The sequence below is a fragment of the Chryseobacterium sp. 27AL genome (genome assembly GCF_057815395.1).
In genome coordinates, this window is the sequence record NZ_JBYRIW010000003.1 from 60698 (window position 1) to 74478 (window position 13781).

The 13781-nt window shown below is 37.1% G+C and carries 11 protein-coding genes; 7 read left to right on the forward strand and 4 right to left on the reverse strand.

What is annotated here, in order from left to right; translation table 11 throughout:
* Positions 1–17: 17 nt before the first annotated feature.
* The 3 genes from ruvX (at position 18) to AC3WV0_RS07805 (ending at position 1664) form a co-directional block, all read left to right on the forward strand.
* Positions 18–434 (forward strand): Holliday junction resolvase RuvX, encoded by a 417-nt coding sequence (gene ruvX / locus AC3WV0_RS07795; RefSeq protein WP_488845455.1) that lies wholly within the window; start codon positions 18–20, stop codon positions 432–434.
* Entirely contained in the window at positions 431–1003 is a 573-nt protein-coding gene (gene def, locus AC3WV0_RS07800) for a peptide deformylase (RefSeq protein ID WP_089856665.1), read from the forward strand. The genes ruvX and def overlap by 4 nt, the downstream gene beginning before the upstream one ends.
* Positions 1004–1100: 97 nt before the next feature.
* The gene (locus AC3WV0_RS07805; protein WP_312900709.1) at positions 1101–1664 is read left to right on the forward strand and encodes a DUF5606 family protein; all 564 of its coding nucleotides are present in this window, start codon (positions 1101–1103) and stop codon (positions 1662–1664) included.
* Between the two features lie 161 nt (positions 1665–1825).
* On the opposite strand, the gene AC3WV0_RS07810 is transcribed toward AC3WV0_RS07805, so the two are convergent.
* The 3 genes from AC3WV0_RS07810 to AC3WV0_RS07820 form a co-directional block, all read right to left on the reverse strand.
* Positions 1826–2815: a ParA family protein gene (locus AC3WV0_RS07810; protein WP_488845458.1), complete on the reverse strand. Its 990-nt coding sequence runs from the start codon at positions 2813–2815 to the stop codon at positions 1826–1828.
* A complete protein-coding gene (locus AC3WV0_RS07815; protein WP_488845460.1) occupies positions 2812–4008 on the reverse strand; it encodes an RNA/DNA-binding domain-containing protein in 1197 nt (398 codons plus the stop codon). The genes AC3WV0_RS07810 and AC3WV0_RS07815 overlap by 4 nt, the downstream gene beginning before the upstream one ends.
* A gap of 330 nt (positions 4009–4338) precedes the next feature.
* The gene (locus tag AC3WV0_RS07820) at positions 4339–4686 is read right to left on the reverse strand and encodes a helix-turn-helix domain-containing protein (protein ID WP_488845462.1); all 348 of its coding nucleotides are present in this window, start codon (positions 4684–4686) and stop codon (positions 4339–4341) included.
* A 953-nt stretch (positions 4687–5639) separates the two neighbouring features.
* Here AC3WV0_RS07820 and AC3WV0_RS07825 point away from each other — a divergent pair.
* The 4 genes from AC3WV0_RS07825 to AC3WV0_RS07840 all read left to right on the forward strand — a co-directional run bounded on the left by AC3WV0_RS07825 (position 5640) and on the right by AC3WV0_RS07840 (position 9406).
* The gene (locus AC3WV0_RS07825) at positions 5640–6161 is read left to right on the forward strand and encodes a hypothetical protein (protein ID WP_488845463.1); all 522 of its coding nucleotides are present in this window, start codon (positions 5640–5642) and stop codon (positions 6159–6161) included.
* Positions 6162–6682: 521 nt separating this feature from the next.
* A complete protein-coding gene (gene mazG / locus AC3WV0_RS07830; RefSeq protein ID WP_488845465.1) occupies positions 6683–7450 on the forward strand; it encodes a nucleoside triphosphate pyrophosphohydrolase in 768 nt (255 codons plus the stop codon).
* A 1-nt stretch (position 7451) separates the two neighbouring features.
* A complete protein-coding gene (locus AC3WV0_RS07835) occupies positions 7452–8531 on the forward strand; it encodes an FUSC family protein (RefSeq protein ID WP_488845467.1) in 1080 nt (359 codons plus the stop codon).
* A gap of 2 nt (positions 8532–8533) precedes the next feature.
* The gene (locus AC3WV0_RS07840) at positions 8534–9406 is read left to right on the forward strand and encodes a hypothetical protein (protein WP_488845469.1); all 873 of its coding nucleotides are present in this window, start codon (positions 8534–8536) and stop codon (positions 9404–9406) included.
* 641 nt (positions 9407–10047) lie between these two features.
* On the opposite strand, the gene AC3WV0_RS07845 is transcribed toward AC3WV0_RS07840, so the two are convergent.
* A complete protein-coding gene (locus tag AC3WV0_RS07845) occupies positions 10048–13764 on the reverse strand; it encodes a metallophosphoesterase (RefSeq protein ID WP_488845470.1) in 3717 nt (1238 codons plus the stop codon).
* Positions 13765–13781 lie beyond the last annotated feature (17 nt).

The following is a 13781-nucleotide window of genomic DNA, read 5'->3' on the forward strand; positions in this document are numbered from 1 at the left end:
ACTAAATTTGCAAACCTATGGGACAAATCCTTGCAATAGACTACGGAAAGGCACGTTGTGGTATTGCCGCAACCGACGATATGCAGATCATTGCAAGCGGTCTGGACACCGTGCCTACGCAGGCTTTAACTGAATTTTTAAAGAAATATTTCAGTGAAAACAAAGTAGATGAAGTGGTAATAGGCCTTCCTGTAGATCTGAAAGGAAATATTTCCGAAGTGGAAACCGACATTTTAAAATTTATAGATATTTTTAAAAACGAATTTCCAACGGTTAAAGTCAACCGCTTCGATGAGAGATTTACGTCCAAGATGGCTTCTTTTTTTATTTCCCAGAGCGGAAAAAATAAAAAACAGAGACAGCAGAAAGGATTAATAGATAAAGTAAGTGCAACCATCATATTGCAGAATTTTTTAGAACAAAGAACAAGATGATTTTACCGATAAGAGCCTTTGGTGACCCCGTATTAAGAAAAGTAGGAAAGGATATTGATAAAGATTATCCCAACCTGCAGGAATTGATAGAAAACATGTTCGAGACCATGTACAGTGCCAACGGAATTGGCCTGGCTGCCCCGCAGATCGGACTGGATATCCGTCTGTTTGTGATCGATGTGAGCCCGCTGGCGGAAGATGAGGACTATGAAGATATTAAAGATGAACTGGCAGAGTTCAAAAAGGTTTTCATCAATGCTAAAATTCTTGAAGAATCCGGGGAAGAGTGGAAATTCAACGAAGGATGCCTTTCTATTCCTGATGTGAGAGAAGATGTAAAGAGAAAAGGAACCATCGTGATCGAATATTATGACGAAAATTTTGTGAAACATACAGAAACTTTTTCCGATATTAGAGCCCGTGTAATTCAGCATGAATACGATCACATTGAAGGAATTTTGTTCACAGACCACTTAAGTGCCTTGAAAAAGAAGCTGGTAAAAGGAAAGCTGACAAAAATTACCCAGGGTGACGTAAGCATCAATTATAAAATGAGATTCCCCAAATAGTTTAAATAAAAAGAAGAAATAATAAAGCGCAAAAAGTTGTCACACCAAGCTTGTCGAAGTGAAACAGCGGCTTGCAGAATTTACAAAAAATAAAATTATGCTGTTAGAAAAAATAATTTCAATTTCAGGAAAACCAGGACTTTACAAATTAGTTTCTCAATTAAGAAACGGATTTATCATTGAAGACGTTACAACGAAGAAAAAAGTAAGCATCGGTAATTCAAGCCAGGTGAGCCTGCTGGATAATATCGCGATGTTCACATTTGAAAAAGAAGTTCCTTTGTTCGAAGTTTTTGAAAATATTGCGAAAAACTACGAGTACAAAGAAGCGATTCACCACAAAGCAACAGATGCCGAATTAAAAGAATTCATGACGGCTTCTCTTCCAAACTACGATACAGAAAGAGTTTACGCTTCTGATATCAAAAAATTGGCACAGTGGTACAACATTCTTCAGAAAGCAGGATATATCACTCCGGAAAGCTTTGTAAAAGCAGAGCCTGAAACACTGGATGGCGAACCGGCAACTGAAGAAGTAAACGTAGAAAAAGAAGCGCCTAAAAAAGCAGCCCCAAAAGCTGAAAAGCCAGCCGCTCCAAAAGTAAAAGCCACTTCCGCAGCCAAAGCCGCTCCTAAAAGCACGCACAGAAAACAGGGATAATTGATTTATCTTATTTTACAATAGAAGAGGCCGTCTCACAATTCGTGAAAACGGCCTTTTTTATGAAATTGTCCTGTATCCCTATAGGAGAAGGGTTTTCGTTTAAACGATTCTCAACCCACATTATCTAATTGTGATACACCTTCTTTTTTGTTAGGAATTCAATAATTTATGTTTGGACATCTATCAAGAATTTTTTGCGTCAAATTTTTAAATTCGTCATAACTTTTTTGAACAGCATAGACGTGTGCACCAATAGCACCATCTGCCGGCTTTAACAAAAATATTGGCTTATGCGCTTCCATAGACATTGGTGCCAAGCTCCTATAATGTTTTAGAAGAGCAATACAATTTAGATCAGTCTCAACATTGTTTATTTGGTGATCAGTAGTGGTATTTAAAACATACTCATTAAAGACATTTGGTATTCTATTAGCCCATTTTATATAAGATTTAACTGGTCGACTATCTTTTGCTGTGTATTGCATCACAATATATCCAATGGGATTGGTATGATTTTCAGGTATGTTAAATGTTAGATTTTGTGGCTTGTAGTGTTTTCTCTGTTCCCACTCTTCTTTCCACTGCTTCAATGTAGTACCTAAGTTTTTTATACCTTGTAGTGAAAAAAGGTCTGAAGCTACAGGCATAATTATATAATCTGAACTTATAGTAACGGCTCTATTAATAGCTCCCAAATTCGGACCCACATCTATTAATACTACATCAGCCTCAAACCGACTCGCAGCTTCTTCAATGATTGTTTTAAAGATACTAGTTACACGAAAAGAATAAATATCACGATTTAAACATTTTAACCAAGCATCACTTAATCGATCTTCAAATATTGAAAGTGCCAGGTTACCAAGGATTACCCCAAGATTATCATTAATATGTTCAATGTGAACTTGCACAGCAGGCTCACCGTTTACAATAGGCGTAATTGCGTGCAATATTGTTGAATGATTGTTATTTTCATATACTTCCTCAAGTCGGTCATCATTCAAAAACATAGATGTAAGATTGGATTGTGGATCAAGATCTACAGCAATTGTTTTTATACCTAATTCAGATAACATCCATGCAACATGATAAACCGTAGTTGTTTTTCCAACTCCTCCCTTGTTATTAAAAAAAGTAATAGTTCTCATAACCAATATTTATTTATTGGAACTGTAACCTTAAATTTTGTCGTTAAAGTTAAATCAAAATCGGGCTCACCATTTCCATTCTTTATTAATTCTACTTTTGCTCTTTTCACTCCATAATTAAATCTATTAACATATCCTAATATTTTCATGGCTTCAGCTAATACTACATTTCTGTAATCACTTGCATTTGGAAAATTTTGTGGAGTAGCTTCTCCATATAGTCCTCCTGGATTAATTATTTCAATTCTATCTGAAAATTCATATATGTATATTGGTGCATTTGACTCATAACTTCTATGCATTACGGCATTCATTGTTAATTCTCGAAGTGCCCAAAAAGGATAATTGGAAAAGAGCTCTTCTTGAAAAGTTTCATTCTTAATAGGTCGTTCTTTTATAACATTTCCTCTTATAAAATCATCTAGTTGTCTTAATTCTGTAATGAGGGCACCTGAAAATTTTTTTTCAAATTCTACATCATCAGTTATTTCTTTTCCAGAAAATTTAACATATTGTACGTAAGCACCCGGTAGATAAAATTCAGGATTCAAACCAAATAATAGAATACCAGCATTAGTTGGACAGTCTTCTTTTATATCATAAAATCGCAATGAAGATAACTGTTCTTCTATAGTTCTCCCATTTTCCGCTAAAGTTTCCTTATCAATTGCTGAGGTTAAATAATTAATTTTAAAAAGTTCCACACTTATATCTTCTAAATGTGAACCAAGTGCGGGCACTAAATCATATGTTTTAGCATATGAAGCTCGTCGTTCAGTCAATATACGTTCCTCTTCTAATGTAGCCTTATCTCTCCTCGGTCCAACTCGAATCCAGCATCTTCCATCAAATCTTACAGGTGGATAAGTCGATGGTTTTACTTCAATTACAACCACTTCTCCTTCTGGAAATTTAAAAACTGGGCTAACAACAATGGATGGCTGTGGTAAGACTTTTCCATTAGTTTTAATATTTCCAATGGTCTGTAACTGATCGTCTGTCCATTTCATTCCGGCTAAGGTTCCGTCATCATTTACACCTAGTAAGATATAACCGGGATGTTTATGGTTTGGAAAATCATTAGAGTATGCACAAATTGCTGGACCAAGTTTATCTTCTCTTATTGAGATTGTTCTCTCTATCCAGTCATTTTCCATGTTGGAAATTAACTGTTCTACATATTCTTTAGTCATTTATATATATTTTCAAAACTTATACTTATTATTTTCCATTTTTGAAATTAACTATGTGAAATTCTGGAAAGTTTATTGAATACGAAAATACGTTTTTTAAAGCAAAATATATGGAGAAATATAATGATCGCTTGAAAAATATTTTTATTAAATGTATAGTTTTTAACATTTAGCTACTAAAGAATTATTTATGAACGTATCTATACAATAATCTCAGAATAATAAATTTTACAACTAACTTTTAATTTTAATATATATTTACTCCTACTTGCTATATTTAGTAGGCTTATAACTATTAAAATTTTAAGTAAAAAATTACAAAAAACTTTCTCACTCAATCCCCTCAATCCCCACCACCTCACTCTCCATCACCTTCGTTCCGCTTTCATTATAAACCTGTTTCACTGTGACTTTTATTCGGTCATGTTGCGGAGTAGGGAAGTCCATCAGTTCTGAAATATTTTTGTAGCCGAAAGCTTTTGCCAGCAATGAAATGTGACGGGTAGAATATTTATGACGTTGTGTATAGGATTCTACATTATTTACGAAACTTTTTGCTACACCCATTTTTAGACTTAGCTGTTCTGCGCTAAGTTTCTTGGTTTTTCGGATCTTTCTTACATGATTTATAAATTCAAAATCAAATCCGGTAGTTTCGAAAGAAAATATATTTTGCATATTTATTAAAAAAATAACCCAATATGTTGGGTGTTTTAAAATTATTTTTTACATTTGTATCAGCGAATTAACAATCAGCCTGGAAGACCAATTAAAAAGACGCATTCCGAGTCAACAACGTCGGCAAAAATGTAGCCTTTACGCAGGTTTCAGGTGAAAACTTTCATACTACACAAATGATGAGAAAGAAAATTTTAATCCCGTCGCTCACAGGTCCGCCGTAATAACTGCGGCCTTGCAGCTTAGCCCATGACAGCGCTATACAAAACTGCCCGCAAGTGCAGGAAGGCGGGGTATAGCCTCACCCAAAAACCGCCACCCTCCGAAATTCCTTTATGCCTAAAGGAAAGCCGAAGTACGCTTAAACTCACCCTTAAAAGTACTGGCTTTCTGTCAATTTTCCAAATTATTTTCATCCCGAAAGGAATTTAAAAAAAAGTACACGGTCTGCATACAGCAGCGTAGTGATTGTTGTGAACATCCGGTAATGGCCTGCCAAAAGGCAGGCCGGCTCCGGTATGCTTAAGGATTGAAAAATTTTTGTATAATCTTAATAGGCGAAGTGGCCTGTGTGCCTTAAAAGCATTTCAAAAAGTTAACATTTCACTGTTTTGCGTTGCGATAAATAAGTTAATTTGATAAATCGCATCTAATCAGCGTAATCAGTGGGATATTAATTAAACAACTGATTACTATTGAATATCTGACGCTACGATCGCAAAGCAATGCTTTGTTATTTGTTAGTTTACCGTCGCCAAGACTGAACTATGTTCGTAAATCTTCAGTTTATGTTCAGCGAATGATCGCAATGCTTATTCAATTGTTGATCTCTTGAAGCACATGTATCATTTGCTGAGTGAAGCGCCTTTCCGAACTTAAAAACAGTGGCTATAAAAAAGATCTTAGTGACTCTTTGCGTTAAACGTATTATGCTTAATAACGGATAGTTAAAAATGATGAAAAATAAAAAAACCGACTTCGAAGCCCGGTTCTGGTCCGGCACCCGGAAATATTCTGCAGTAGGATTGCTGGAGGCATTTTTCCAGTTCAATGAACTGAGTGAAGTGAAAGAAACGCTCAGCATGATGTTGCAGTGTTCGGTACAGCCGAAAGCCCGGATCAGAAAAGAGCTTGCGGAAATTTTCCACCTGCACCAGTCATTGCGGTCATTGGTGCGGGCCGGCCGCCTGATTGGGGAAAAAGCAAAGAAGGAAATGCTCAGAGCTTCAGAAAACATCCATCTTATGATTCCGAATTCCCTCTCAAAAGAAGAATACCGGATTCCGGTGCGGGTATTTCGGAATGCTTTTAAAGTCTGCAGCCTGAAAGAATTCGATGAGTTTCTGTCGGCGCTGGTGTATTTCTCGCTGGGAAATTCCAGATGTGATCAGGAAAATAGGATCGTTATCCCGTATATCCAGCTCGTGAAAATGCTTGATGCCGCTTGGCTGATCGTGGAAAGGAATTCAAAATAAACTGTAGATTTTTAACCACAAAAGAGGCAAAAGCTTTAAAACACATTAGAAGCATGAGATTTAAGATGAATGCTTTGAAAACATTTCAGAGCATAGAAGAAAGAAAATCAAAGATTTTCATTGGAGTACCAGAATAGGCATCCGTTTGTCATTCCCGCAGGGAATCCAGACGCGAATTTTTCCATGCGAATCTCTCATACGATGTTGAGATTCCCTTCGGGAATGACAAACGTTGTGGTGAGTTTTTGCAGATTAATTTTATATAACATTGCCTTCAGAAAGAACCGTTCAGTAGCGTGATCAATTGTCGTGAAGCCAGACCTAGTGGTCTCTTATAAGTAGAACGTCTCTGTGAACCTTTCAGCAACATGCAGGAACATTTTCTCCGAGAACTTTGTGTTCCGCTTTCAGAAGCGATGCCTGCATTTGCGAAAATCAGTGCCCATCTGTCGTTTAAATTTTAACGCAAAAGAACCAAACAGAATATTTCCCGTAAATTTGTAAGACTTGAATTCTCAATTATGAATACCAAACAGGAAAAACTGGAAGCGTTCGGAAGATTATTGGATATTATGGATGATCTGCGTGAAAAATGCCCGTGGGATCAGAAACAGACGCTGGAATCCCTTCGCCATTTAACACTGGAAGAAACTTACGAGCTATCAGATGCGATCCTTCAGAATGATTTACAGGAAATCAAAAAAGAATTGGGCGACGTATTGCTGCATCTTGTTTTTTATGCCAAAATAGGTTCAGAAAAAGAAAGTTTCGATATTGCAGATGTCATTAATTCACTCAATGAAAAACTGATCTTCCGTCATCCTCATATTTATGGAGATACCGAGGTAAAAGATGAAGAAGAGGTAAAGCAGAACTGGGAAAAATTAAAGCTTAAAGAAGGTAATAAATCAATTTTAGGCGGCGTTCCGAAAAGTTTGCCAAGCATGGTAAAAGCTTATCGCATTCAGGATAAGGTAAAGGGAATCGGGTTTGAATTTCACGATGCGGAAGACGCCTGGAAAAAAGTAGATGAAGAAATTCAGGAGTTTCATGCTGAAACAGATCCGGATAAAAAGGAACAGGAACTCGGAGATGTATTTTTTTCCCTGATCAATTATGCAAGAATTTCAGGAATTAATCCGGATTCTGCCCTTGAAAGAACCAACTTAAAATTTATTTCAAGATTTCAGAAAATGGAAAATTTAGCTTCTGAACAAAATTTAAAATTAGCAGAAATGTCACTGGAGGAAATGGATGTTTTGTGGGAAAAGGCTAAACAGTTACAGTAAAATGAAGGTAAAGAATCCGATACATCACCGTTTTCAATATCTGTTGGAATTTAAGCAGACCGAGCGCAAATGGCATTTTCCTTTTCTTGCGGCACTTTGTATCGGGAGCTGCCTGTTTATTGGTTATTATTCAGGGAAACCTAATTATGGAGCGCTTTCCAGTTTGGGAGCATTAACGATTTTATATTTTACTTCTGCCCCGATCACGCAGCGAATGATTCACCTGGCAGTTTGTGCATTTGGAATCGTTTTCTCATTTTCGGTAAGCTCTTTTTTTGGATTTAATGCCTATGCGGCAGCGCTATCATTGGGTATTATTGCTTTTCTGGCACATTTTATCTCTTCTTATTATAAAATTCCACCGCCCGGAAATTTTTTCTTTATCATGGTGGCGGCTATGGCAAGCACTTACAAATTTGATCTGGAAATGATTCCCACCAGAGTGGGGCTTATGGCGATGGGAGCTATTTTATCATGCTCATTGGCTTTTTTATATTCGGTTTTTATTGAAAAAAGCGAAGTCATTACTTTCCCGAGAAGAACATTTAACAAAAGACGATATACCAAGTTTGTAGAAAGTACGATCATTGGCTTTTTTATGGCATTAACACTGATCGTCGGGCATCTGTTACAGTTTAACAATACCTATTGGATATCTATTTCGGCGGTTGCTATTATTCAGGGTCGGAATTTTGAGCATGTAAGGCAGAGAAATATGCACAGGATCCTTGGAACTTTTATCGGAATCGGCTTTGCATGGATTATTCTTTTGTTCAATCCTGAAAAGGTGTTCATGATTGTGATCATCACGGTTCTTCAATTCGTTATTGAATTATTGATTGTCAGAAATTACGGTTTTGCGGTTGTGTTTATCACCCCTCTAACTATTCTTCTGGCAGAAACAGGGAGTACGGTTCACCATAATGTTGAATCTCTGATGCATGCAAGATTACTTGACACCATTATTGGAAGTCTGATCGGTCTGGCAGCAGGATTTTTTCTTCATCATCAGCAGATGATCAATAATTTAGAGAAAAATATCAGATTCTCTTATTTTCAGTTTAAAAAATTAAAAAAATAAATATGTTACGAGTTCTTGTTTTATCGGCATTCTTACTATTGAGCTGTAATCCTAAAGCTCAGGATTCTCCCAATAACGGCGGTTTGGAAGTAGAATTTTCTTTGCCTAAAAAGCTTAAAGAAGTTTCAGGAATTGCTTTGTCTAAAGATAAGCAAACGATCTGGGCCATCGAAGATCGGGGAAACAAGAACGTTATTTATGGTCTTGACAGGCAAGGAAAGCAAATTGCTGACGTGCTGGTAAATAATGCTGAAAACAACGACTGGGAAGATATCACAACAGACTCTGAGGGAAATTTTTATATCGGGGATTTTGGGAATAACGACAATGACCGCCAAAATCTTTCTATTTTAAAAGTTGATCTTAAAGATGCTTCACAAAAGTCAACAGAGGTAATCCAGACGACAAGATTTCATTATGAAGGGCAGACAGAATTTCCTCCGAAAAAATCAAAATGGCTTTACGACTGTGAAGCTTTTGTAGAGACGAAAGGAAATTTTTACCTGTTTACCAAAAACCGAAGCAAGGGTTTTGACGGGACTTTTCTCGTTTTTAAAGTTCCTAACAGGGAAGGAGATTTTGAGGCAAAATTAATTGGTACATTAAAGCTTGATGGAGGATATAGTGATGCTGCCATTACTTCAGCGGCAATCAACCGTACCGGGGATAAAATTGTTTTGCTGAACCATAAAAATGTTCAGATTCTCACGGGTTTTACGGAGAACGATTTTAATTCCGCCAAGATTCAGAAAATATCCTTGGATCATAATTCTCAGAAAGAAGCCATCACTTTTATTGATGACAAAACATTGCTGATCGCCGATGAAAAGGATAAAAAAACCGGAGGCAACGTCTATCGGTTTAATTTGAAATAAAATTTAACTGATGATTTTAGCTGCGGAAATTTTTCAACGCAAAGATGAGTTTTTCATATCGTTGATTTCAGAAGGTAAAGGAAAATAAATTAGCTTCGCAAAGCTTAAACAGACGCTTCATCAATCAGCCTGCTGATTCATGCTTTGCTTTCTCTAAATAATAGTTGTGCAGGAAATCCTTTGCGTTAAGAATTAGCACGCAGATTTGGCAGATAACGTAGTTTTTACATATGATGGATGACGTGGCTTGGATTCTGCCCAGCCGTTAAGAACGCAAAGTTCACGGAGAGAATTTTCCTGCATGCTGCTAAAAGTTCACGGAGCCGTTTCACTTATAAGAGACCTCCAAGGTTGGCTTTGTTACGATTGGTCTAAGATTTCAGTTTTTTAACTAGGGAGTAAAGACTATTTACATAGTTTAACACAACGCTTGTCATTCCCGAAGTGAATCTCAACATCGTATGAGAGATTGCACGGAAAGATTCACATCTGGATTCCTTGAGGGAGTGGCAAACGAGCTGCATATTTTAAGCACTCCAATGAAAATCTTTGATTTTCTTCTTCTGTGCTCTAGAATATGCGTAAAGTTTACCCCTGAAATCTAATGTGACTCATGTGCTAAAAGATTATTTAACGGTAAGCTAAAACGCAAGTCCCACACCACCTGAAATTCTACCCCCGTCTTCCCCGGTGAAATAATCTATTCTTGCAGAAAACATTTCAAGAATATTCAGCCAGAACCCTGCACCAACACCCTGATGCCATTTGTCAGAGGATTCCCGGTCCATCCAAACTCTTCCGAGGTCATAACCAATGAGGACTCCCATATTGGCGGGAGCGATGTTATTTTTAATTCTTCCAAAATCCCATCTTACTTCGGCATTATTGACAAAATAAGACTTCCCTGCAAATCTTTCATTCCTGTAAGCACGCATGGCATTATTTCCACCTATTGCGGCTGCCTGGTAGAATTCAAAATTATTATTGTTGATAATCATGGCATTGGTAGAATTGGCAAATACAAACCTGCCTTTTTTATCAATTCTGTGGAATATATTCAAAGTTCCCTGAAAGGTTGCGAAATTTTGATCGAAGGATGAGATATTGGCTTTCCAGCCGGCATTTAGGGCAAATTCCATTCCTAACGTAGGAAACGCATTATTATCTAAATTTTTAAAACCAAATGTATAATTGGCGCCTGCAAACTGCTGTCCGTTGAAAACTTCGGGACTGACATCCGGGGAAACGGCTACAAAACGGTCATCATTTCTCTGTACTTTGGCATGCTCAAAGGTCAGCTGGAACTGATGTTTAAGATTATGCCAGCTTGTTGTGGATAATGACGGGGCAAATTTAAACTGTGAAATCCGTACACGGTTGTAATCTCTTTCAACGGCCTCTCTATCATATTCAGTTTCATTACCAAGGCCAAAGAACGTTCTAGCAAAAAACGGTGTGGTATAAGATGCGTCAATACCGGCATCCCAGCCTCCGATTACTTTCTTAAAGATTCCCCTGTAACCGAGATTAAATCCTCCAGTAGCGGTGTATACATTGGCTCTGAGGCTGTGTCTTTGAGTATAAGGATCCCTGATGAAATTATTTACCGTATAATTGGCTACAACGCCCAGAATAACTCCGTCATCCGGATTGAAATTGGCATTCGGATAGCCTGCAAAGAAATTGTATTTCGGATGTTTGTAATTATAAGTGTTAATGGCATAATCATCTGAGATATGTTTTGTAGTCCCTTTCGTATTGTACGTATTTTTCTGTGATTTAAAATCATAAATTTTTACCTTACTGCCGTCAGCAATATGATAAGTATCATGGTTATAACCTCCGATCAGGCGGATATTCATTTTCGGTCTTCCATCCCCTGAAACTTCATAGATATCATCATCTTCAAGTCCGTAAATCCATAGTTCCTTTGTTTTGGAATCGTCATACGTTTTTTCAAAAACAAGCTCAGGATTTTCTTTCTTTTTGTCTAATTTATATTGTTTAACATTAACTGAATTTCCTGTTTTCGTAATGACAAATTTATCAGGATTTACCGTTCCTGCTAATGGAACTTTTTTCTGTAAAACATCATAGTATTGAGTCGCGTAGGTCTCTAATTTTGTTTTTCTTGATTTAAGCTTTCTCTGAATTTCTGCAATATTTTCGTCCTGTACCTCTTTTGGTAAATTCTTGAAAGCATTATCAATATCCTCATCCGTGAGATGCTCCTGAATATATTTTGCCTGTGCGATCCATTCTTCCTGGGTTGCACCCTTAAGGAAAACGAGATCAAGAGGATAAGGTTCCATGGAAAGCCATTTTACGCTTCTGATATCATCTTTAAAAGTTTTCATGTGGCGTATTGCCGGAATATTCATGATAATCTTAAAGGCATTACCATCATATTTGCTGAACGCCTGATCCCGGTCACGGGGTATTGGTTTATAAACTACTTTATCGCCTTCCTGATATTCTGCCCATTTCCATTGGTCGGAATGGCGGTCCCAATCGCCGATCAGCATATCAAAAAGTCGGGCCCTGATATACAATTCCTGGTCTACCGAATATTTGTAATTTTTGTTAAAATTTTTAAGCACATCATCCGTTGAAACAATATCTTTTGCGTTATCTAATGAAGCAAGCGTTTTAGGATCTGAAGAAAAACGTTCTTCTATCATGTACATTTCATCTCCGTAATTCAGATTATATTCTCCCAACGCTTTTTGTTTAGGAATATAATATAATCTTGGATTGCTGTGATAAAGATCAATTTTATCAGCCATATTTCCTACAGCAAACGGAGTAAAAGGATGGTTGGCAGTATAAAAATCCAGCAGGAATTTATCCGGGAACGTGTTGTTCAGTTCATTTCCAAAAGTACTTTTTCTGAATGCCATATTGTTAAGGAAACGTACCGCACTTTTTTTCACGCCTCTCATCACAAATTCCTGTCCGTCCTGTACTTTCAGACGAAGACTGTTTGATTGATTTCCTCCGCCTTCTCTGAACGGGGTATATCCTCCGTCAAGTGTAGAAATATTAGCGGTCGGAGCTTCGATAGGCATTCCATAATATTTTCTGTAATGCTCACCCCAGAGCCATCTGTAAAATTTTCTTTTTTCCGTCAGTTTTTTAGGGTAAATTGTAGATGTTACGGTAGAGGGAAAAGAATCGGGATAATTATTGATAAAATCGGTCGGTTTTTTTGTTACCTGAATATGTGAAAGTTTTTCTAAAGAATTATCTTTTGTCGAAAAATATTCAACGTCAGCACTTTTATCTTTTCTGATGTTTAATACGGCAAATCCGCTTCCTCCATAGGAAAAGTCTGTTTTTTCTTTGATCGACGCAGGATCTACCTTAGAGCCGGCACCACTGATGATCTGCCGGATGTTTCTTGCTTCATGATATTGCAGGTTGTGATCGTGCCCGGAAACAAAAATAACATTCTCCTTTTCCTGAACGATGCTTTTTAATCTGTTCGCAAGATCAGCATAATGTTGATTGTTAATGTCTTCCGGATTTGCTCCTGATGAACTTCTCACCACATTGATGAGGCTTGCTACTCCCGGTACCGGAATTTTACTCTTCAGAGGAAAAAGATTAGATTTTGCTGAGCTGAATCCTGCATGGGTACCGCTGCTGATCACAGGATGATGGAGGGCAACAATGATTTGTTTATCCTGATTTTTATTAACAAGATCCTTAAATTCAGTGAAAAAATCATCACGGGTTTTTATATCACAGTTTTTGTTGATTCCCGGATGTTTGTCCCAGTTTAGCAGTGCCCATTCCGAATCAATGACAATTAATTTTATATCTTTTGTTAAGCTGATGTCATCAATCGGACATGAGTTTTTAGGGAGAAAAGCTTTTTTATCATTTAAATAGTTTTTTACAAAATCCTCCTGGGCTTTCATTCCATCCAAACCGTTGTACCAATCGTGATTCCCGGGAATAACCAGTGTTTTTCCTTTAAAGTTTTTTACGATGGAAAGCTGGTCTTCCAGTTTTTTCTTTGCCACATCATAATTTTTATCAGACTTGTCAGGCATCCCATTGGGATAAATATTATCACCCAGAAAAATCAGCATTGAATTGCTGTCTGCGGCGTCCAGCTGGCTTTTGAGTAAATTTAAAGTATGCTGAGACTGAGGCTCATCTGCATTTCCTGCATCTCCTACCAGGAAAATTTTAAAATCATTATCTGATTTTATATCCGAATTGTTTACTTCAGATAAGTTTTTGCCTTTTTTTACGTTATATGTTGCGCAGGAATAAAGAACTCCGGCAGACAATACGAATCTGACAGCAAGAGAAGTATATTTTAGATGAGTTTTCGAGTATAAATTCATAAATTTACATTAACAAA

What these genes read in the sequence shown, in the direction of transcription:
- ruvX (WP_488845455.1), top strand. Translation starts at nt 18, where the DNA reads ATGGGACAAATCCTTGCAATAGACTACGGAAAGGCACGTTGTGGTATT.
- def (WP_089856665.1), top strand. Translation starts at nt 431, where the DNA reads ATGATTTTACCGATAAGAGCCTTTGGTGACCCCGTATTAAGAAAAGTA.
- AC3WV0_RS07805 (WP_312900709.1), top strand. Translation starts at nt 1,101, where the DNA reads ATGCTGTTAGAAAAAATAATTTCAATTTCAGGAAAACCAGGACTTTAC.
- AC3WV0_RS07810 (WP_488845458.1), bottom strand. Translation starts at nt 2,815, where the DNA reads ATGAGAACTATTACTTTTTTTAATAACAAGGGAGGAGTTGGAAAAACA.
- AC3WV0_RS07815 (WP_488845460.1), bottom strand. Translation starts at nt 4,008, where the DNA reads ATGACTAAAGAATATGTAGAACAGTTAATTTCCAACATGGAAAATGAC.
- AC3WV0_RS07820 (WP_488845462.1), bottom strand. Translation starts at nt 4,686, where the DNA reads ATGCAAAATATATTTTCTTTCGAAACTACCGGATTTGATTTTGAATTT.
- AC3WV0_RS07825 (WP_488845463.1), top strand. Translation starts at nt 5,640, where the DNA reads ATGATGAAAAATAAAAAAACCGACTTCGAAGCCCGGTTCTGGTCCGGC.
- mazG (WP_488845465.1), top strand. Translation starts at nt 6,683, where the DNA reads ATGAATACCAAACAGGAAAAACTGGAAGCGTTCGGAAGATTATTGGAT.
- AC3WV0_RS07835 (WP_488845467.1), top strand. Translation starts at nt 7,452, where the DNA reads ATGAAGGTAAAGAATCCGATACATCACCGTTTTCAATATCTGTTGGAA.
- AC3WV0_RS07840 (WP_488845469.1), top strand. Translation starts at nt 8,534, where the DNA reads ATGTTACGAGTTCTTGTTTTATCGGCATTCTTACTATTGAGCTGTAAT.
- AC3WV0_RS07845 (WP_488845470.1), bottom strand. Translation starts at nt 13,764, where the DNA reads ATGAATTTATACTCGAAAACTCATCTAAAATATACTTCTCTTGCTGTC.